Origin of the sequence: Flavobacterium humidisoli, from assembly GCF_023272795.1 — a bacterium.
In the GTDB taxonomy this organism is placed as follows: Bacteria; Bacteroidota; Bacteroidia; order Flavobacteriales; family Flavobacteriaceae; genus Flavobacterium; species Flavobacterium humidisoli.
The window spans coordinates 955,159-975,586 of record NZ_CP096829.1; the positions used below are offsets into that span (position 1 = coordinate 955,159).

The window sequence follows — 20,428 nt, forward strand, 5'->3', positions numbered from 1 at the left end:
CAAAGTTTGTCTTGGAAACAATGAAAAGTAGACTTTTTTGTTATCTTTGTTCGCTGTTCTAATAAATTAAAAGTACTACATGGGTTTAGTTACCGCGAAAGAAGTTGCAAAGGCAATAAATGTTGAAAAGTACGGAGTTTTCGGTACCTTTTCTGGCTGGATTCTTATGAAGGTTCTTAAGATCTCGACCCTTAATAAAATTTACGATCGTAATAAACATTTGGAAGACCTTGCCTTTTTGAATGGAATTTTGGATGAAATGGAAATTAAGTTCGAAATCCCAGAAGAAGATCTAAAACGTCTGCCAAAAGATGGTGCGTATATTACCATTTCAAATCATCCGCTTGGAGGAATTGACGGAATTTTGCTTTTAAAATTAATGCTTGAAAGAGAGCCAAATTTCAAAATCATTGCCAATTTCTTATTACACAGAATTGTTCCGATGAAAAAATACATTATGCCGGTTAATCCTTTTGAAAACCATAAGGATGCAAAATCGAGCGTAATTGGTATTAAAGAAACTTTGCGCCATTTAAGTGACGGAAAACCATTGGGTATTTTTCCTGCTGGTGAAGTTTCAACTTATAAAGATGGCAAATTAGTAGTGGATAAACCTTGGGAAGAAGGCGCTCTTAAACTGATCAGAAAAGCAAAAGTTCCCGTAGTTCCGATTTATTTTCATGCTAAAAACAGTAAATTATTCTACTGGCTTTCTAAAATTGACGATACTTTAAGAACTGCAAAATTACCTTCTGAACTTTTAACACAGAAAGATCGTGTTATTAAAGTTCGTATCGGGAAACCAATTTCTGTATCTGAACAAAACGAAATCGAATCTTTCGAAGAATACTCAGAATTCTTAAGAAAGAAAACCTATATGCTTGCCAATCCGTTTGAAAAAGACACTAAACTGATTGACACAGCGAGCTTAAAAATCACAAAAGCACCGAAAAAAATCGTTACCCCTGCAAACGAATCAAAATTGATTGATGAAGTCCAAGCTTTAAGGGATAGCGACAGCAGATTTTTACAAAGCAAAAACTATGAGGTTTTCTTTGCAAGCGCAAAAGAAATTCCGAACATTTTACATGAAATAGGACGTCTTCGCGAAATTACTTTCCGTGAAGTTGGAGAAGGAACAAATGAATCTATTGACTTAGACGAATACGACCAATATTATCACCATATGTTTTTATGGGATGATGAAACCAAAAAAATCGCAGGAGCTTACCGTATGGGATTAGGTTCTGAAATCTATCCGAAATACGGAATTGAAGGTTTTTATCTGACTGATCTTTTCAGATTTGAGCCGGAACTTCATGATATGATGCACAAATCGATCGAAATGGGTCGTGCTTTTATCGTAAAAGAATACCAGCAGAAACCAATGCCTTTGTTCTTATTATGGAAAGGCATTATTCATACCACTTTGCGCCATCCTGAGCACAAATATTTGGTTGGAGGAGTAAGTATCAGCAATCAGTTTTCAGATTTCTCAAAATCGCTAATGATTGAGTTTATGAAATCAAACTATTATGATCCATATATCGCACAATATATTCATCCGAAAAAGGCTTATAAAGTAAAACTAAAAGATGCCGATAAAGATTTTATCTTCGATGAAGCAGAATCTGACTTAAACAAATTTGATAAAATAATTGACGAACTGGAGCCTGGAAATTTACGTTTGCCGGTTTTAATTAAAAAATACATCAAACAGAATGCTCGTGTAGTAGCTTTCAATGTTGATCCTCTTTTTAATAACGCTATTGACGGTTTAATGTACATTAGAATCGCCGATATTCCAGAAAGCACTATGAAACCTGTTATCGAAGAATTCCAGATTGAATTAGAGCGTAAATTGTCTGAGAAGGAAGATTAATCCACAATTATAAAAACAAAAATCCCATTCATTTCTGAATGGGATTTCTTTGTACGTGAAAAACCCAAGAACTAATTCAAATTCTTCCCTAATTCCTTTAAATATTCCAACTCATTAATAGGATCAGCACCATATTGATTTTGACCTTCATCACCCATAACCGTGCATAAATAGACATTATAAAACGGAATAAAGAAATACCATCCCGATTTATTAATATCGTGCATTCTTCTAAAACCGACAGCTATCATGGGAAGAAAAAGAGCTATTGTATAAATTTCAAAAAGCAAATCTTCATCAGAATCCATCAGACTCACTATCGATTTTAAACCAAAATAGAACATTGTATTTATAAAGAAAAAGCTCCAAAATTCCTTTCTTCGGGCTCTTCCTTTAAAGTTTATATAATTTGCAAAAAGCACATTGGTGTAAATTTTCAACATAATTATTATTTAATTTAATTCCTTTATCACAACTGTTTTCAAAGATTTCATTAAATCTGAAAAAACCACCAATATTACGATCCTTAAATTAAGAACACATGAAGAAAAGACTATGAGCATAAAAAAAAAACCATTTTAAAATGGGATTTCATTCATAATCAACAGATTAATTATTCTTTACCAATTTCGTTAATGTCTTCTAATTGATTTTTAGGATCTGCTCCATATTGATTGGACCTTTTATCGCCTGCCGTGCAAAGCAAGATTAATCGATAAAATGGAATTAATGAAAACCAGCCAGTTTTGCCAACATCATGCATCCTTCTGATTGTAACTGCAATTGATGGTATCATTATCAACAAATAAAAAACCACTAAATAACATTAATCCAAGAAACGGTATCAAAAATAGGATCCCTGAGAGGAAAAAACATATAATACTCATTAAAACAAATGTCCAATATTCTCTTCTACTCGCTCTTCCGTTAAAATTGGCATAGTTATCAAAAACTGTCTTTTTGTACATCTCAATCATAATAAAATTTTTTTTTTTTTTTTTTGTAATTTCAATTTCTACATTACTCCCTTTACAGAGCGCAAAATTACTTACATCCTAAACTCCCGAAAGACTCTAGAAAACATTAATACAGCATAAAACGACAAAATGTTTGTATAAAAAATCCCATTTAAATTTTAAATGGGACAGACAAATATCTTCTTTTCTCTTAAAACCAGCTTTTCTTGCCAACTTGGTAAGTTTGATAAAATTCTTCATCTGATTTTGTCAAGTAAATAATTCCTTCTACAAACCCAACCATTCCTCCTAATCCACAAGTCACCACAGAAACAATCAACTGAATAATTCCTTCTTTTTGGTATCCTAAATAAAATTTATGAGCGCCAAAGCATCCTAAAACAATACCTAATATTCCTGCGACTACTTTTTTATTTTCTTGCTTTCCATTTTCCATAATAACTTAATTTAATTTTTGATTTAAAATTTTGTAATAGTACTCATAATGCCCCCCTTTTGTTGTCACAAGAAGTTTTTTAAGTATCAATAAAAGACAAAATATCAAGCTTGACAATAAAGGCTTTCAAAACAAAAAATCCCATTCAGTTCTGAATGGGATTTCTAGTATTATATGCATTTTTCTCTTAAAACCAGCCTTTTTTACCAACTTGGTACGTTTGGTAAAAATCTTCATCTGATTTTGTTAAGTAGATAATTCCTTCAATAAATCCAATTATACTACCAACTCCGCAAGTTACGATTGTAATTACAATTTGGATGATTCCTTCTTGAGTGTATCCTAAGATAAATTTATGAATACCTAAGTATCCAAAAATAATTCCCATAATTCCTGCTAATACTTTTTTATTCTCTTGTCTAGGTTGAGATGGTGTATTCCAGCTTTCTGGTTTTGTAGTTTCCATTTTTATATTATTTAGTTAATTATTAATTCCGATTTCATCAATTTCTTCAATGGTACTTTTAGGATCTGGACCATAATAGTTTTCCCCATGCTCTCCTTCTGTTGCTAACAAAACAAGAAACCAGATAGGGCCAACCAACGGAATGAAAGAAATTAAAACATTCCAACCGCTTTTACCTAAATCATGCATCCTTCTAACTGTTACAGCCAAAGAAGGAATTACAGAAAGTAATATATAAATAAAGAAGATCGCCATGGCTATCTGAAAAGCCAAAGCTCCACCAGCAACTATAGCTAATAAACCTGCAAAAGCAATCAACGCGAAAAAGATTACAGCGGTTGCCAAACGAAAATACCAATATTCACTTCTTCTAGCTCTTCCACTAAAATTCGAATAGTTCTGGAACATGGCAATTTTATACCATTCAATCATACTTAGGATAATTTGTTTTTGGGCCTACTCTTAGGATTTTCGGTTTTCTCCGAACTTCAAAAAAAGAACCTATTTAGACCCATTCTTTTAAATTCGGAAACAATATTATTAAAAATTAACAAATAAAACTAATCTTGCCAAATAAAATTTACAGGAAAAAACTCGTTATTAAAACCTAAAGCTTTTACGCTATTTTTTGTTGTAAACTGCTTTAATTTTATTAACAATTACCTGAGCCAAACGTTCGTGACTTTCAAAAGTCCAACCTGCAATATGAGGTGTCAGTAATACATTTTTTGACATCATAAGATATTGAAGTGCTTCTGGTGTATTTTTTTCTTGGAATAATGTTTCAAACGAAAGCTTTTCGTATTCCAAAACATCCAAACCAGCACCTAAAACTTTTTTCTCTTTCATTGCTTCAACCAAATCGGCCGTTACTATGTTTTTACCTCGAGAAGTATTTATAATCCAAAACGGCTTTTTAAACGCATTTATAAAGTCTTTATTGACCATTTTATCTGTTTCTGGTGTCCAAGGAAGGTGAAGACTTAAAACGTCTGTTTTTTCACGTAATTCTGCCAATGAAACTTGTCTGGCATTTTCGTCTCCAACATTATCCAAAATATCATAACATAAAACTTCTGTTTCAAAACCTCTCAGTTTTTTAGCAAAAGCTTTCCCCATATTTCCGTAACCAATAATTCCGACCGTTTTTAAATCGAGTTCATGACCGCGATTGCTTTCCCGATTCCAGTGTCCAGCTTTTACTTCGGCGTCAGCTTGGTTTAGGTTATTGAACAAAGACAAAATTACGCCCAAAGAATGTTCTGCAACAGCATTGCGGTTACCTTCTGGCGCGGCAATAAGATGAATTCCTTTTGAAGAAGCATACTCACAATCAATACTTTCAAGGCCTGCGCCAACTCTCGCAATAAATTGCAACTTTGTTGCAGCATCTAAAAAAGTCTTATCAATCTTGAATCGGCTACGAATTACAATTCCGTTATACTCTTGAATTTTTGCCTCGATTTCTTCTTTTGAAGATTTAAAATCAGCATGGTTTTCAAAACCCGCTTCTTCCAATTGATTCCAAAGAATTGGATTATTACTATCGATATGAAGAATTTTTATACTCATTATTTTTCAAATTTTATACTAAACAAAAATACGGTTAATTTAATCTCGCGAAGGCGCAAAGACGCAAAGTTTTTTCATGAAGATTCTCTCTTGAATAAATAGAATAAAAACTATCGATTTTCTGGACTTGGCAGTTAAACTTTTTTATTGCTCAGATTTTTTTTAACTTTGAAAGAATAAGGATTTCACAATCCACCTAATAAATCTTAAGAAAATCTTCCCATAATGAAACTAACCAAGACTTTTAAAGCCTTTTTTGAAAACGAAAAATCGGGAGGAATTATCTTGCTCGTAGTCACGATTTTATCTCTTTTTCTCGCTAACTCTTCGATTCAAATTCCGTATGTTTCTTTTTGGGAAAAAGAAATTGCAGGACATTCTCTCACACATTGGATAAACGATGGATTGATGACTATTTTCTTCCTTTTGATCGGATTGGAGCTGGAACGTGAGATTTATCATGGCGAATTATCCAATATTAAGAATGCTTCATTGCCCATAATGGCGGCTTTTGGCGGAATGCTGGTTCCTGCAGCAATCTTTCTGGTTTTAAATTACGGAACTACTACACAAAACGGTGCCGGTATCCCCATGGCTACTGATATTGCTTTTGCTATTGGAATTTTATCGCTTCTAGGAAACAAAGTTCCTGCTTCTTTAAAAGTATTTTTAACGGCGCTGGCTGTAATTGATGATTTGGGTGCCATTATCGTGATTGCGATTTTTTATACCACTTCGATTTCATTTTTAAACCTCGGAATTGCACTTGGAATTTGGTGTCTTCTTTTTGTTTTAAACCGAATGAAAATTCACAATCTCATTCCGTATCTTATTGGCGGAGTTATAATGTGGTATTTCATGCTTAATTCTGGAGTTCATGCCACAATAACGGGTGTAATTTTAGCATTTGTTATTCCGTTTGGAGATGGTGGCAAAAAAACGTCTTCGTACAAGCTACAGCATTTTTTACACCAACCCGTTGCTTTTTTCATTTTGCCTTTGTTTGCTATTGCCAATACTGCTATAACAATTACCGAAAACTGGCACGAAGGTCTAAGTCATGTTAATACATACGGAATTATTCTTGGTCTTGTGGTTGGTAAACCGCTTGGAATTTTACTTTTCTCTTCTGTTGGCGTAACTGCAGGTTTATGCACCTTGCCGAAAAATTTAAAATGGGCGCATATTTTAGGTGCAGGAATGCTCGGCGGAATTGGTTTTACAATGTCTATTTTTATTACCGTTCTTGCATTTAAAAATCCTGAAATAATTGTTTTTTCTAAAATAGCGATTCTTATTGCTTCTTTCTTAGCCGGACTTATGGGATTTGTTTATTTGAAATACATTCTTAGTAAAAAATGAAATTCCAATTTTTAACTTTGTGGAGCTACTTGTGGAGATTTCTCGTTCCTCGAAATGACAAAACTAACTTCTTTAATCTCAATAAAAAATTCCAAATCCCAATGATAAAATTGGAATTTGGAATTTACAAATATTTGGAATTTCTTTAAAAACTATCCTTTGATTTGTTTCAAGGAAGTCTTAATCCCTTTAATTAATGATGAACTGAAACCATTGTGTTCCATTTCATTTAAACCGACAATGGTACAGCCTTGAGGCGTTGTTACACGATCGATTAACTGTTCTGGGTGTACTTTCTCTTCTAAAAGCATTTTTGCTGCACCTTTTACCGTTTGAGCTGCAATTGCAAGAGCCGTGTTAGAATCAAATCCAATCTCGATTCCCGCCTGCATAGAAGCACGAATATAACGCAATGCATACGCAGTACCACAAGCACCTAAAACGGTTGCCGCATCCATTAATTTTTCGTCGATAACAGGAGCTGTTCCTAAATCTTGGAATAAGTCAACAATTGGTGAAGCATTTGCTGCATATTTTTCTGGGAAAGAAATACAAGTTGCCGATTCTCCAAATTGGGCTGCAATATTTGGCATAATGCGTACAACTGGATATTCGTAGTTTGTTTTGGTTTGAAGCACATCTAAAGACAATCCGCTTACTGCTGAAGCAATTGTTTTATCTTGAATAACTGGTAAAATTTCAGCCAAAACAGTATCTACCTGATACGGTTTTATAGTCAAAATTACAACATCGGCTTCTTGGATGTTGTGTTTATTATCGTTAGAAACAGCAATTCCATATTCAGATAAATATTGAATGCTTGCTATGTTTCTTCTTGTGACAGTAACTTGGTTGTTTTTCGAGAATTTAGCAATTCCCAAGGCAATAGAAACCCCAAGGTTTCCTCCTCCAATAATGTGTACTTTCATTCTGGTTGGCTTTAATTATTCGTAGCTGATCAACAGCATTTTTTCCGCCTGTAAATTACGTAGATTTTAGAGATCTTAAATCACTGTAATCTACTAATTTGTGGCAAAAATCTAAAATCCAAGAATTAAGTTTGCTACTCCAAAGTAGAGCATAATTCCGAATACGTCATTGGTCGTTGTGATAAACGGACCAGTGGCAATTGCGGGATCAATTTTATTTTTATTTAAGAAAAGAGGAACCAAAGTTCCTAAAGTCGCCGCAAACAAAATCACGACAATCATTGAAATTGAAATCGCGAATCCCACTAAATACTGCTGATACATGATAGAATGATAGCACAACAAAAGCAACGAAATGATACTTCCGGAAATCATTGAAACCGTAATTTCTTTAGTAAAGTAAGCACGGCTGAAATCTTTCAATGTTCCGTTTGCCAAACCTTGCACCACGATTGCCGAAGCCTGAACTCCGATATTTCCTGCTGTTGCAGAAAGTAAAGGCACAAAAATGATTAGTGTAGAATATTTTTGAAAAGTAGCTTCGTTTCCTTTTAAAACAAAAGACGCTACAATTTCGATCACCATTCCGATCAAAAGCCAAGGCAGACGCGCTTTGGTCAATTCGTAAACGCTGTCATTCGATTCAACGTCTTGAGTAATACCGGCCGCCAACTGGTAATCTTTATCGGCTTCTTCCTTGATTACGTCTACGATATCGTCAATGGTAATTCTTCCTACCAAACGACCTAACTCATCCACAACCGGAATCGCCTCTAAGTCATATTTCTGCATGATACGAGCAACTTCTACGTCCTCCGTATCAACATTTACAAAATTTAATTTTCGGATATAGACTTCACCAATCTGAGTTTTTGTAGAAGAAGTCAATAAATCTTTCAGTGATAATCTTCCTTTTAATCGGTTTTCATCATCCACTACGTAAATAGAATGCACTCTAGATACATTTTCAGCCTGAATTCTCATTTCTTTAACGCAGGTCAAAACGTTCCAATTTTCATTCACTTTTACAAGCTCCTTACCCATCAAACCACCTGCAGTATTTTCGTCGTAACGCAAAAGATCAACAATGTCTTTAGCATGTTCAACGTCTAATATTTCAGAGATTACTTCCGCTTTGATTTCCTGCGAAAGCTCTGCGATAATATCGGCAGCATCATTGGTTTCAAGCTCATCAAGCTCTTCAGCAATTTCCTTTGGTGAGAGTCGGCTTAAGATATTTTCACGCAGATCCTCTTCCAATTCCAGAAGAATCTCGGCTGTTTTATCACTATCTAAAACTTTAAAGATATAGGTTGCCTCGTCGAAATCTAATTCGTCTAAAATTTCGGCAATATCAGCGTGGTGCAGATCATTAAGTAAAACTTCTAATTCACTGTCGTTTTTCTTATTGATCAGCTCCTCTAGCTGGTGTATAAATTCTTTACTAACTTTGAACTCCATCGGTTTCTATTTTTAGAGTTAGTTCAATAAATTCATCGACGCTAAGCTGCTCCGGACGTTTATCAAAGATAGTGTCTTCTCGCAAATTGTCTGATAAATTTAATGTTTTCAAACTGTTACGTAATGTTTTTCGTCTCTGCTGAAAAGCGGTTTTTACCACTGTAAAAAACAACTTTTCGCTGCAAGGAAGACTGTAATCTTCCTTTCGGGTCATTCTCATCACACCCGATTTCACCTTGGGCGGAGGAATAAAAACGTTTTCATCAACCGTAAACAGATACTCTGTAGTATAGAAAGCTTGGGCTAAAACGGATAATATTCCGTAGGTTTTCGAGCCTTTCTTTTCGCAGATGCGCTCGGCTACTTCTTTCTGGAACATTCCTGAAAATTCAGGAATCTGATGTTTAAGATCTAATGTCCTAAAAACAATCTGAGAAGAAATATTGTACGGAAAGTTTCCAATTATGGCAAACTGTTTGTCTTGGTAAACTTCATTTATATTGTACTTCAGGAAATCCTGAGAAATAATTTTGTCTTTTAATTTTGGATAATGTGCATCCAAATACGCTACAGATTCGGTATCGATTTCTATAACATGTGTAGTAATTGGCTTTTCAAGCAAATACTTAGTAAGCACACCCATTCCTGGTCCTATTTCTAAAACCTCATCGTACCCTTTCAGACTTAAAGTGTCTGCAATAGCTTTTGCTACGCTTTCGTCTTTAAGAAAGTGCTGTCCTAAATGTTTTTTGGCTTTTACTTTTTCCATATTTGTTATTTGCTTTCTGCTTTTTGCTTTTTGGGTATTATTTTAATGAGCAGATCCTATAATCGTATTCATAAACATATATTGAAAATGAATAACGTCAAATTGAATTTTTTCTAAACCTGTCAGCAGTCCAATATTCGCTTTGTAGCCAAATCTATAGTTTAAAAAATCTACACTTTTATTTTCCTTATTAATGAAGGTTTTATTGGTGTTAAATAGCTTTTCATTGTCTCCTTTAAAAGAAGCATAAACCCCTCCAGAATATGTAATTACTTTATTTTGTTTGTAAAATTTGTCTATTTTACTTTTCAAAACAGCATATTTTTGTTTTACAAATGCATCATAAAGCGCAGTATCATTTGTTACAAAACAATCTTCTTCTGAGATTTCTGCTTTAATTTCCTCAATGTAATCGTTAATTTCGTTACCCGTATCATAAATCTGTGTTGCAAACTTCATCATTTCTCCAAATGATTTAGGCGACTCTTCGTATTTTACTTTCAACACTTCGTATTTAGAAAAAACAGTATACTTTAAAATTTCTTTCGAAGTATTACTAATTTCTCTAAATTCATTCAGTTGTAAAACAACAGATTTTGCGGTTTCTTGTTCATTCCACAGCTCGTTTTTACTTTGACAGCAAACATTCAGACTTAACAATAAAAATAAAACAAGTTTTATGTAAAGGTGTTTCATAGATAAGGGGCGTGAACAAGTACAATTTTTAATTAGAAATTAATTTTTTTGCAAATATACTTTTTTTAGGTATAAGCAGATAGACCTGTTAATTTTAATCTTAATACAAATTCTATACGGTTCTAATTAAAGAGTACAACTCAAATCTAATGTTCCGAAATAACTTCTAACTCTGTTCTAAAAGAAAGCATTTTATCAGCAAATAATCCTAGAGCTTCTCTGTGAAATTCTGGTTCGTCTTCGATATAAAACTTATCTAAAGTTTCTTTACTGTCTGTTACATATTGAACAGAATACGTAATTCCGCCCATTTCTTCTTCAACCAAAACTTTTACAATTCTTGCCGAAGAAAATTTATTAGTAGCCAGAATTTCTGGTATATGTTTTTCCTGCATCCATTTTAACCATTGGTCGTGAACGCTTTCGTGTATGTTTGTGGTAACGTTGTAAATAATCATTTTTTTCTAATGTTCTGAGATGCTAATGTTCTGAGTTTTTTCTCTAAACTTAAAATAATCTCATTATTAATTCTTTTCAGATTGGAATTTGGAATTTAAAATATTGGAATTTACAAATTCTTATCTCCTCTTAACTCGCGGTATTTTTTTCTGGCATCGACAAAGTAAATACTGTCTTGATGATTAAAAATTACCTTTTCATATAAAGGCTTTGCCTTTTCTGTATCTTTTAATTCGTCGTTATAAATTTCAGCTGAGAAAAATAGCGCTTCATCAACATAAATTCCGTCGCTGTGATTGTCTATAATCTGCTGGTATTGACTTAAAGCCGAAGCAAAATCTTTCTGGCTTTCGTAAACTTTTCCTAAACGCAATAATGTTACAGCTTCTATCTCTTGCCCTTTATAAGTTTTCAAGATATTCTGAAACTGTGCAATGGCTTCTTGTTTTTTATTCTGATAAATTAAAAAATCTCCTTTTGCAAATTGCTTCAATGCTACTTGAGTCGAATCTGCAGCGGTATTATCATTAATTAAAAGAAAATATTCTAAAGCGTCATTGGCAATTAACTGCGTATTGGCTGCTTTTAATTCTTTAAATTGTTTATTCGCCCATTCAAAATCGCCTTTATAATAACTTGTTTTGGCTGCTTTCAAACTGGCTTCGTGCGCCATTACATCATTCTTTAAATCCAATTGAATCTGCGAATAATAAATAAGTGCCTGATTGTACTTTTCTTCCAAAAGCAGAATATCTGCCAGCTCCATTTTGGCATCGGCTTTTTGATATTCGTTTAAATTTAATTCTAAAGCTTTTTTAACCACTGCCTTTCCTTCTTCTGTCTTTTTCAAATTAAAAGCCAGAAAATGGGCTTGAATGATTTGCAAAGATAAGGTAAAAGGACTGATTTCGTAAGTTGCCAATAATTGTTGCAATTCTTGATTGATTGCTGGATAATCTTTTTCCTGTGCCTTATCGATCTTGATCTGCATTAAATAGGCATTACACTGAATCAGTAAATCGCGATCTTTCGTGTTTTGGAGAATAAAATTCAAAATTTCCTCAGCCGTATCAGTGTCTCCTTCATTCATTGCAAACTGACTCAAATTGACGATACTCATCAACGATTCTGGCTCGCGTTTATAAATGGCTTTTTCCTGAATAAAGGCTTTTCCAAATTCTTTTTGCTGTACATAAAACCAGCTCAAATAATGATTCCAAAAAACGTCCTGATCTTTCTGGGTTTTCAAGATTAAGGCTTTTCGCATTGCATCTTTAAAAGCCGTATTATCGGTTTCACCATTCATGAATCGCGAAAGTTGTGTCTGAATCAAATTGGTGTTTTGCGGATTTGTATAGGATTCTGTCAATAGCAAATCTATCATCAAATCGGTTTTGCCTAACTGACCGTACAACATTCCGATTTGAAAATTGAAATTGAAGTTGGGCTGAATCTGCATTGCGGTCTGATACGCTTTTAAAGCATATTCTAATAATACTTTTTTCTCAAACGAACTCGCAACTCCATAAACATCATTTGGATTGACCTTTATTTTTTCGATCGCCTGTTCGTAATAATTTTTAGCTTTCGAATCGTTTTTCTGCAACTGGAAATTATATCCTAATTCAACCAAAAACACTCCTTGTTTGTAACGATTGTAACGCTCCTGGATTGCTTTTTCTGCATTGGCAAACTGCTGCAATTGCTGATAGCAATCTACAGTTCGTAAAAAATACTGCGTATTGGATGGCGCATTTCTTAATAGCTCTTCATAACTTATCTTAGCTTTATCAAAATCACCTTTATCATAATAATACTGAGCCAGTTGCTCGTTTTGTCCAAATGCAAAACCAGAACATAATAAAACGATTCCAATCAATATGTTTTTCATATTGCAGTTTTTTTTTAGTTTTCAGTCTTTATAAGTTTTCAGTCGCCGTCACAGTTTTTAGTCATACTTCAACCGAACTTTTTTAGTTTTTAATTACTGTAAACTTTCAATATACAGCCGAGACTTTTTTAGTTTTCCAAAAAATCAATCCTAAACCAATTAAAATAAACGGGATACTTAAAATCTGCCCCATATTAATTAGCATATTATTCTCAAAAGCTTCTTGATTTTCCTTGAAAAATTCAATTATAAAACGAGCTGTAAATAATAAAGTTAAGAAAGTTCCAAAGATTAATCCTTGCGCATTTCTAATTTTTTCTGATTTGTACATATAAAACAGAATTCCAAAAATCAACAAATAAGCAAAAGCTTCATATAATTGTGTTGGATGTCGCGGAATCAAATCATCTTTCTGGAAAACTACGCCCCAATTTCCGTTGGTCGGTTTTCCGTATATTTCAGAATTCATAAAATTTCCCATTCTGATAAAAGTCCCCGTTACAGGAACAGCAACCGCCATTTTATCTAAAAGCCCTAAAAACTGAACTTTATATTTTCGGCAGTACAAAATCATTGCCGTTATAACACCAATTGATCCTCCGTGACTTGCCAAACCTTGGTAACCCACAAATTGATAAACTCCTTTTATTTTCTGAATCGGTAAAAGAATTTCTATCGGATGTTTGAAGAAATACTCTGGTTCGTAAAAGAAACAATGTCCAAGTCTAGCACCTAAAACGGTTCCGACAATTACATAAATCAATAAAGTATCGAGATTATCTAGCGAAAGATTTTCTTTCTTATAAATATTTCTAACAATGTAGAAACCTAAAAGAATTCCGCAGGCAAAAAGAGCTCCGTAATATTTTAAAGGAAAACTATCTGTAATCCAGAAAATAACAGGATCTACGTTCCAGTTTAAAATTCCATTCATCATGCTCCGTTTTTTAATTTCTATAAATTAAGAAAACCTAACAGGTTTTAAAACCTGTTAGGTTTGTATCTTAAAAACTATCTTTTTTTAGTTTATAATATCAAATCCGCAGTAAGGGCGTAAAACTTCTGGAATTACGATTCCTTCTGGAGTTTGGTAATTTTCAATAATTCCGGCCAAAACTCTAGGAAGCGCCAATGAACTTCCGTTAAGTGTATGCGCCAATTGATTTTTTCCGTCTTTGTCTTTGAAACGTAATTTCAAACGATTTGCCTGGAAAGTTTCGAAGTTAGAAACAGAACTAATCTCTAACCAACGATCTTGTGCAGTTGAAAACACTTCAAAATCATACGTTAAAGCAGATGTGAATCCCATATCGCCTCCGCAAAGACGTAGAACTCTATAAGGTAATTTCAATTCCTGAAGAATCTCTTTTACATGTTCAACCATACCATCAAGCGCCGCATAAGAATTGTCTGGATGCTCTACACGAACAATTTCTACTTTATCAAATTGGTGCAAACGGTTTAATCCACGAACGTGCGCTCCATAAGAACCTGCTTCACGACGGAAACATGGTGTATAAGCTGTATGTAAAACAGGCAAATCACTTTCGTTCAAAATGACATCGCGGAACAAATTCGTAACTGGAACCTCTGCAGTTGGAATCAAATATAAATCGTCAATGGTAGAGTGATACATCTGCCCTTCTTTATCTGGCAATTGTCCCGTTCCAAAACCAGAAGCTTCATTTACCAAATGCGGCACCTGAACTTCATTGTATCCTGCAGCTGTATTTTTATCTAAAAAGTAGTTGATTAAGGCACGTTGTAAACGAGCTCCTTTTCCTTTATAAACAGGAAATCCTGCTCCAGTAATTTTTACACCCAATTCAAAATCGATAATATCGTATTTCTTTACCAATTCCCAGTGCGGCAGTGCGCCTTCATGTAAAACAGGAATGTCTCCTTCTTGAAAAACATTCAAATTGTCGTCTGGTGTTTTTCCTTCAGGAACGATATCTGCCGGAAGATTTGGTAATGTGTATAATTTATTGGTTAACTCAACAGCCAAAGCTTCTGCTTTTTCGCTCAGTTCTTTACTTTTTTCTTTTAGTGAAACCGTTTTTTCTTTTAAGATTGCTGCTTTCGCTTTCTCTCCAGCTTTCATCAATTCACCAATATCTTTGGACAATTTATTAGATTCTGATAAAGTATTGTCTAATTCCACCTGTGCAGCACGACGATTTTCGTCTAATTGAACCACCTCTTCAACAACGCTTTTAGCATCGATATTTCGTTTTGCTAAAGCTTTGATTACTTTCTCTTGATTTTCTCTAATAAATGCAATTTGTAACATAGCTTGATTTTTATAACTATTGTATTTTTTATAACGGAAGCAAATTTAAGGAAATGTTTGTTAACAATAGGTCAAAGTTTTGCAGTAAAACCGAAATCTCCTATAAACAGCAAAAGCACTATAAAAGTGCCCTTGATGTTATTTCGCTTTTTTCGAATTTTACTCCAGAAAACGATGCCTGTCATCTCTATGAAAAGCGTATTCTCTTCCGTTATACTTGATTTTTTCTAATTCTTTTTTAATTTTCAGGTCACTTTTTTCTTCAATACCGTTTTCAGAATCACTTTCGACCGCTTCTTCATAAGAAAAGTTTTTGGTTATGATCAAATCAAAATAACCATTCGTTTTATGATCTGAAAAGCTCATACCGGTTTCTAAAGTTTCTACTTGAAAAGTGCCGCTTCCGTTAGAATCGCCATTCGTTAATCGAATTGGATACTCGTATAAAACCTTTTTTATCTCCTTGTCAGCCAAAGTTACCAATGTAAATTTCTTCTCCGAATACAAAACAATTCTGCTGCTTGCACTCGCTTCTGTGTAAAAGGCAACTGCTGGAGTATTTTCGTTTAAAAAAAACAGATCTTTCAAAATATGCGATTTTGAAAACTGAATGGCTTCATTATCGTAATAACCTAGATTTTCATCAAATTCTTCGGCAATTATACTTCCGTCTTCACGATTCACGAATAAGTATTTACGTTGAAAATAATTTCCCATTTCATCGTCATCTTGAGACTTCAATACTTTTTTATCGTGCGCCACAGTTGTCAGGACAAAAAAAGTGGTTTGATTATCGTAATTGATGGAACTTGATTCGGCAATTTTAATATCTGAATATTTGATTTTTAAGTTTGATGCCACTATTGAGAGCAGCTTCAGATTCATTTCTTTAGAATCTTCGATCTCATCCAGATTTTTAAAAATGAGTTTTTTGATTGGTTTTTTATTAAGACCAAGATGTGCTTGTGTTTCCGAAAGCAGTTCCTGATACTGAACTTCGGCAGCATTTGGGACCTTTTCATTTTTCCCGCAAGAAAACAAAAACATCAAAACGCTGCTTAAAAGAATCGTTTTTTTCATAGGTTTAGATTTGTTAGAAATTTTAGGGCATTCCAAATATATAATTTTCTTACAAACCACCGCAAAAAAAATAAAACTTAACCTCTCTTAATTTCGTGACCTACAAACTCTTCCAGTGTTGCAAACATTTCTTCTACCGAAAGTACTTCTGTATCGGGATGCGATTTTAAGAATGCAGCATTCAATTCGGTCAAATTTTCATCCAGTTCAAAATAAGCATTGTTGTTTAGCAAATCTTTGAAAGCGTTTGGAGTATCGTATTTCTCTTTTAGAAATTTCCCCAATTTGATAGTACTCTGCAAACGCAACTTACGGCATTGTTCTTTAAATAATTCCAAATGCTTTTCTGCGCCAATTAAAGCTAAACCTTCTTCGATTAATTCGTTCAATTCTTTGTTCCAACCCGAATCATGCACGAACTTCGAAAAATTTCCCTCGGCATATTTTGAAGCGTAAAAATCTAAATAATAACTCATTAAAGCATCTTCGTGAATTAAATCGTCGTCTATTTTTTCTTCGCGCATTAAATTGATTACTGAAATATTCGAATTGACAACGTCTTGCGGATTTTCACTATTCGCTGCAGTTTCTGAAATTATGATTTTACCGAATTCCATTTGAATTTTTATTTAAAAGATTGTGATGCAAAGTTGAGAGAAATAATAATATAAACCATATCTTTTTTGCTCATTCTCTAACTGATCAGGCTTTAATTTTGGTATCACAAAATAGAAAAATTGTATTTTAGCACAATCTGAAACTCCTTCTAAATTAAAATTTCCAAAAAACTCAACTCAAAAAATGCATTGTTTAAACAAACAACAGATTTATAATGAAAAAGAAAATGCAGCACCTTTTCAGTTCTTTTGGAAATAGCGACCAGACTAACTTTAAAAAAACATTTACTTATCTAGAAACGGTTGGAAAAATACTGCCACATTCTAAAATTTGTTTTGATCTTTTAGAAAAATTAAACTATCAAACTACAGATTCAGAATCAGATTCTTTAATAACAGTATTACATAAAATACAGTTTACATCTAACACAAACAGTTATTTTTACTTCTATTTTCCGCTAGTCAGTCACATTTTACATTACAAACCACAGTACGAAAAAGAAATTTTAAAACATTTAATCGGACCCAATTTTGCAAACGGCACTTCAGCTGTAGAAGAAATGATAGAGATTATTCATGGAGCTATGAAGTACAAATTAAATGAGAATCAATACTACCTCAGCAAAGAAAGTCAAGATTGGATTACCAGCGAATTACCAAAACTAGAAAAAGAAGTACAACGTGAAATAGACATTTGCTGGAAAGAACTTGACGATTAAGATTATGAAAACAAATTACACTTTAGAAAAAGAGTTTCTAAAAAAGGTTGAAATCGATGATGAAACAAACAAAAGGGAAATCTCAACCGACGATCAAATTAAAAATCTTCTCTCTGAGTATCCAAAACTGCCAGGAGACTATATTAGTTACTTAAAAGAAATTGGTTCAGGTAGTTTTAGGCAATGTCAATTTAATGTCGCTAGTTCATTATTTGATTTAGAAGATTTAGGCTTAGAGGATCATTATGAATTGAAATCCAATATCTGGTTTTTTGGAGATAATTTTGCAGGCGATTTTGCGGGTTTTGACTTTGATCAAAATAACAGAAAAGTAGTTGAATTTTGGCATGAAAGCGGAGAACTTTATTACACAAATAAGTCGTTTCAAACTTACATAAGAGAACAAATGCTAATGGATGAGAATGATATTAAATAACAAAAAACCTTTTGCATCACATTTATTTGTTATTGAGCACAATCTTTAATTAAAATTAGCGTTATCTTTATCTAATAAAAGATGCAGATAAAACTAAACACCTTTCACGCAACTATTTGAACACAAATGCATCTGTTTATATAGAAGACTTTATGCAAAAGTCTTTGCAACCAAAACCAAAACCATGAAAAGGATTGTCCTAATACTTAGCATATTGCTAGCTTTAACGAGTTGCGAGAATGATGATTTACCAAATTCTGATGTGCAATATTCGTTAATTGCTAAAGGAGATTCTTTTCCAAATGATGAAAGTCTTGCGCCAATACATTTGATTATTAAAGACCAAAAAGCTTGGGATAAATTAATTGCAGAAATGAATGTTTCTACCAATTTGTCTAAAGATTTTAAAGAAATTAATATTGATTTTAGCAAATATCAAGTTATTGCTGTTATAGATAAAACTCAAAACACAGAAGGTCATTCTATCGATATTGTTGAAATTACCGAAAATCGAAATACTATAATTGTAAAAGTAGAGAGACTAAAAAGTGGCAATAATACTTTAAAACTATCAAGACCTTACGACATTATCAAAACAGATAAGACAGACAAAAAAGTTATTTTTGAGCAATAATCTTTAATCTTCACAACTTTTAAAGTTTTTAAGAACACTCGAAAGCTTTTTAAAGATCATAAAAACGACAACATTATTTTGAAGGTTTTAAAATTAACTGAATTAATTCAAAATGAAATCGTTGCCTAGCATTTTTAACTTTTCTTCTTTTATTTTCTTATTTCGAAAGCAAATTTTTAATCAAAAAGTAATGCTAAAATAGCCATGAAAAACAAAACGTGTCTATGAAATACAATAATAAAACGTAATTTTATTCCATTAAGAATCAGTTTAGATTCAAAATAGGAAAATATGAGCGGAAGAAAAGCATTAGAATATTACGTTTTAGACGTATTCTCCAACGAAAGCTACAAAGGAAATCCACTTTCGGTTGTTTTTACAGATGGAAATTTAAAATTAGAAACTTATCAGGATATTTCTAAAGAATTTGGCTATTCTGAAACTTCTTTTGTTTATTATTCTACAAGAGAAAAAGCACTTGTAGTCCGTTCGTTTACTCCAACCGGAATAGAAATCGACGGCGCAGGCCATAATTTATTAGGCGCGGTCTGTGGCGCCCTACTAAAAGGAATTCCCATTTTTGAGGAGCAAAATGAAAGCGAACCGTTTGTAATTATGAACCATTCGGCAATTCCAGTATCAGTAAGTTTCGATTTGGATAATTTTTCACCAGTTGTTCAAATGCATCAAAAATCGGCAGTTATAAAAAGTGAAATTCCAACTTATAGAATTGCGGTGGCGCTGGGTTTAAAGATTGAAGATTTGGATGTAAATTCTTTTGTTCCAACAATAGTCAAAACAGAAGTTGCGCATACAATGGTTCCTATAAAAAACAGCCAGATATTGAACAGCTTTGTCCCAGACAACCAGCTTTTAATTCAAATCTCAAAAGAATATAATTTTGAAGGTTTTTATTGTTTCGCTCCAGCAGATGAAGGTCAGGATCATATAGTCGAAACAAGGTTTTTTAATCCTATCATCGGAATAAATGAAGATCCAGCAACGGGAACAGCTGCTGGTCCTTTAATTGGTTTTTTAACGCAAAAGAAATTTACTAAACCCGATAAAGAGTATAAAATTCTTCAAGGTGTCAAATTAAAGCAGCCATCAATGATTGAAGTTATGAACCGTGACGAAGATATTCTGGTTGGCGGTTCTTCAATTATTACTATGAAAGGCGAACTTTATATATAAAAAAACCGCATCTGGCAGAATGCGGTTTAAATATTTAAAACTAGCTAACTCTTCTTAGTTTGTTTTCATTGGTGGCAAATCGAATGCGATAGAATCGTGTTCGAAATTATTACGGTGTGCTCCATCGCAAAATGGTTTGTTTGCAGAATGTCCGCAACGGCAAAGTCCAAGTGCAGATCTTCCTTGTAAACCGTAAAGTGTTCCTTCTGGATCCATGATTTCAAAATCTCCTTCGATTTTTATTGATCCATTTTTATTGATGATTAATTTTGTCTTGCTCATAAACTTGTTTTTTTCGAGTGCAAAGATTGCGAAATATATCTTTATTTATAAGCGGCAAACGTAGTTTAAACTGGTTCTATTTTAATTGGTTTTACCACAGAGATGCGCAGAGGTTTTCACTGAGATTCACAAAGTTTTTTATTGTTAGGGCGAATTAATCTCGCAAAGGTTCTATTCTTTTGTCAGGCTGAGTGAAGTCGAAGTCCCGCAAAGAGGTTTTATTGTTGGCGAATTAATCTCGCAAAGGCGCAGAGACGCAAAGATTTTATTCTT

24 protein-coding genes are annotated in these 20,428 nt (G+C 33.4%); 6 read left to right on the forward strand and 18 right to left on the reverse strand.

Annotated features, from left to right (window positions below):
• The first annotated feature begins 79 nt into the window (after positions 1–79).
• Entirely contained in the window at positions 80–1,882 is a 1,803-nt protein-coding gene (locus tag M0M44_RS04405; protein WP_248728675.1) for a GNAT family N-acyltransferase, read from the forward strand.
• Positions 1,883–1,953: 71 nt separating this feature from the next.
• On the opposite strand, the gene M0M44_RS04410 is transcribed toward M0M44_RS04405, so the two are convergent.
• The 7 genes from M0M44_RS04410 to M0M44_RS04435 all read right to left on the reverse strand — a co-directional run bounded on the left by M0M44_RS04410 (position 1,954) and on the right by M0M44_RS04435 (position 5,333).
• A complete protein-coding gene (locus tag M0M44_RS04410) occupies positions 1,954–2,325 on the reverse strand; it encodes a DUF805 domain-containing protein (protein WP_248728676.1) in 372 nt (123 codons plus the stop codon).
• A 170-nt stretch (positions 2,326–2,495) separates the two neighbouring features.
• Complete coding sequence (locus M0M44_RS04415) at positions 2,496–2,678, reverse strand: DUF805 domain-containing protein (protein ID WP_256469766.1); 183 nt, start codon at positions 2,676–2,678, stop codon at positions 2,496–2,498.
• Positions 2,638–2,859, reverse strand: a complete 222-nt coding sequence (locus tag M0M44_RS23775; protein WP_338030081.1) for a DUF805 domain-containing protein — start codon at positions 2,857–2,859, stop codon at positions 2,638–2,640. Before M0M44_RS23775 ends, M0M44_RS04415 begins: the two co-directional genes overlap by 41 nt.
• 190 nt (positions 2,860–3,049) lie before the next feature.
• Positions 3,050–3,295 (reverse strand): TM2 domain-containing protein, encoded by a 246-nt coding sequence (locus M0M44_RS04420; protein ID WP_248728677.1) that lies wholly within the window; start codon positions 3,293–3,295, stop codon positions 3,050–3,052.
• 187 nt (positions 3,296–3,482) lie between these two features.
• Positions 3,483–3,761, reverse strand: coding sequence for a TM2 domain-containing protein (locus M0M44_RS04425; protein ID WP_095930301.1), 279 nt, complete (start codon positions 3,759–3,761; stop codon positions 3,483–3,485).
• A gap of 15 nt (positions 3,762–3,776) precedes the next feature.
• Positions 3,777–4,193 (reverse strand): DUF805 domain-containing protein, encoded by a 417-nt coding sequence (locus tag M0M44_RS04430; protein ID WP_248728678.1) that lies wholly within the window; start codon positions 4,191–4,193, stop codon positions 3,777–3,779.
• A 189-nt stretch (positions 4,194–4,382) separates the two neighbouring features.
• Positions 4,383–5,333 (reverse strand): 2-hydroxyacid dehydrogenase, encoded by a 951-nt coding sequence (locus M0M44_RS04435; protein ID WP_248728679.1) that lies wholly within the window; start codon positions 5,331–5,333, stop codon positions 4,383–4,385.
• A 225-nt stretch (positions 5,334–5,558) separates the two neighbouring features.
• On the opposite strand from M0M44_RS04435, the gene nhaA reads away from it, so the two are divergent.
• Positions 5,559–6,695: a Na+/H+ antiporter NhaA gene (nhaA, locus tag M0M44_RS04440; protein WP_248728680.1), complete on the forward strand. Its 1,137-nt coding sequence runs from the start codon at positions 5,559–5,561 to the stop codon at positions 6,693–6,695.
• Positions 6,696–6,847: 152 nt separating this feature from the next.
• Here the strand turns inward: nhaA and proC are convergent, their stop codons facing one another.
• From proC to M0M44_RS04490, 10 genes are all read right to left on the reverse strand, one after another.
• Positions 6,848–7,624, reverse strand: a complete 777-nt coding sequence (proC, locus tag M0M44_RS04445) for a pyrroline-5-carboxylate reductase (RefSeq protein ID WP_248728681.1) — start codon at positions 7,622–7,624, stop codon at positions 6,848–6,850.
• A gap of 111 nt (positions 7,625–7,735) precedes the next feature.
• The gene (mgtE, locus tag M0M44_RS04450; protein WP_248728682.1) at positions 7,736–9,085 is read right to left on the reverse strand and encodes a magnesium transporter; all 1,350 of its coding nucleotides are present in this window, start codon (positions 9,083–9,085) and stop codon (positions 7,736–7,738) included.
• Complete coding sequence (rsmA, locus tag M0M44_RS04455; protein WP_248728683.1) at positions 9,069–9,854, reverse strand: 16S rRNA (adenine(1518)-N(6)/adenine(1519)-N(6))-dimethyltransferase RsmA; 786 nt, start codon at positions 9,852–9,854, stop codon at positions 9,069–9,071. Before rsmA ends, mgtE begins: the two co-directional genes overlap by 17 nt.
• Before the next feature lie 42 nt (positions 9,855–9,896).
• On the reverse strand, positions 9,897–10,550 hold the full coding sequence (locus M0M44_RS04460) for a hypothetical protein (protein ID WP_248728684.1): 654 nt from the start codon (positions 10,548–10,550) through the stop codon (positions 9,897–9,899).
• A gap of 146 nt (positions 10,551–10,696) precedes the next feature.
• Positions 10,697–11,008, reverse strand: a complete 312-nt coding sequence (locus tag M0M44_RS04465; RefSeq protein ID WP_057115334.1) for a DUF4286 family protein — start codon at positions 11,006–11,008, stop codon at positions 10,697–10,699.
• Positions 11,009–11,118: 110 nt separating this feature from the next.
• Positions 11,119–12,900 (reverse strand): tetratricopeptide repeat protein, encoded by a 1,782-nt coding sequence (locus tag M0M44_RS04470; protein ID WP_248728685.1) that lies wholly within the window; start codon positions 12,898–12,900, stop codon positions 11,119–11,121.
• Between the two features lie 106 nt (positions 12,901–13,006).
• Positions 13,007–13,837, reverse strand: a complete 831-nt coding sequence (gene lgt, locus M0M44_RS04475; RefSeq protein WP_248728686.1) for a prolipoprotein diacylglyceryl transferase — start codon at positions 13,835–13,837, stop codon at positions 13,007–13,009.
• An 84-nt stretch (positions 13,838–13,921) separates the two neighbouring features.
• Positions 13,922–15,193, reverse strand: a complete 1,272-nt coding sequence (gene serS, locus M0M44_RS04480) for a serine--tRNA ligase (protein WP_248728687.1) — start codon at positions 15,191–15,193, stop codon at positions 13,922–13,924.
• Positions 15,194–15,352: 159 nt separating this feature from the next.
• Positions 15,353–16,273, reverse strand: a complete 921-nt coding sequence (locus tag M0M44_RS04485) for a hypothetical protein (RefSeq protein ID WP_248728688.1) — start codon at positions 16,271–16,273, stop codon at positions 15,353–15,355.
• 77 nt (positions 16,274–16,350) lie between these two features.
• Positions 16,351–16,890, reverse strand: a complete 540-nt coding sequence (locus M0M44_RS04490) for a DMP19 family protein (protein ID WP_248728689.1) — start codon at positions 16,888–16,890, stop codon at positions 16,351–16,353.
• Positions 16,891–17,105: 215 nt separating this feature from the next.
• On the opposite strand from M0M44_RS04490, the gene M0M44_RS04495 reads away from it, so the two are divergent.
• From M0M44_RS04495 to M0M44_RS04510, 4 genes are all read left to right on the forward strand, one after another.
• Positions 17,106–17,609 (forward strand): hypothetical protein, encoded by a 504-nt coding sequence (locus M0M44_RS04495; protein WP_248728690.1) that lies wholly within the window; start codon positions 17,106–17,108, stop codon positions 17,607–17,609.
• Between the two features lie 4 nt (positions 17,610–17,613).
• Positions 17,614–18,045, forward strand: coding sequence for an SMI1/KNR4 family protein (locus M0M44_RS04500; RefSeq protein ID WP_248728691.1), 432 nt, complete (start codon positions 17,614–17,616; stop codon positions 18,043–18,045).
• Between the two features lie 184 nt (positions 18,046–18,229).
• Positions 18,230–18,679, forward strand: coding sequence for a protease complex subunit PrcB family protein (locus M0M44_RS04505; RefSeq protein WP_248728692.1), 450 nt, complete (start codon positions 18,230–18,232; stop codon positions 18,677–18,679).
• A 291-nt stretch (positions 18,680–18,970) separates the two neighbouring features.
• Entirely contained in the window at positions 18,971–19,873 is a 903-nt protein-coding gene (locus M0M44_RS04510) for a PhzF family phenazine biosynthesis protein (RefSeq protein WP_248728693.1), read from the forward strand.
• Positions 19,874–19,927: 54 nt separating this feature from the next.
• Here M0M44_RS04510 and M0M44_RS04515 read toward each other — a convergent pair whose 3' ends face one another.
• Positions 19,928–20,155, reverse strand: coding sequence for a CDGSH iron-sulfur domain-containing protein (locus tag M0M44_RS04515; protein ID WP_248728694.1), 228 nt, complete (start codon positions 20,153–20,155; stop codon positions 19,928–19,930).
• Positions 20,156–20,428: the final 273 nt, after the last annotated feature.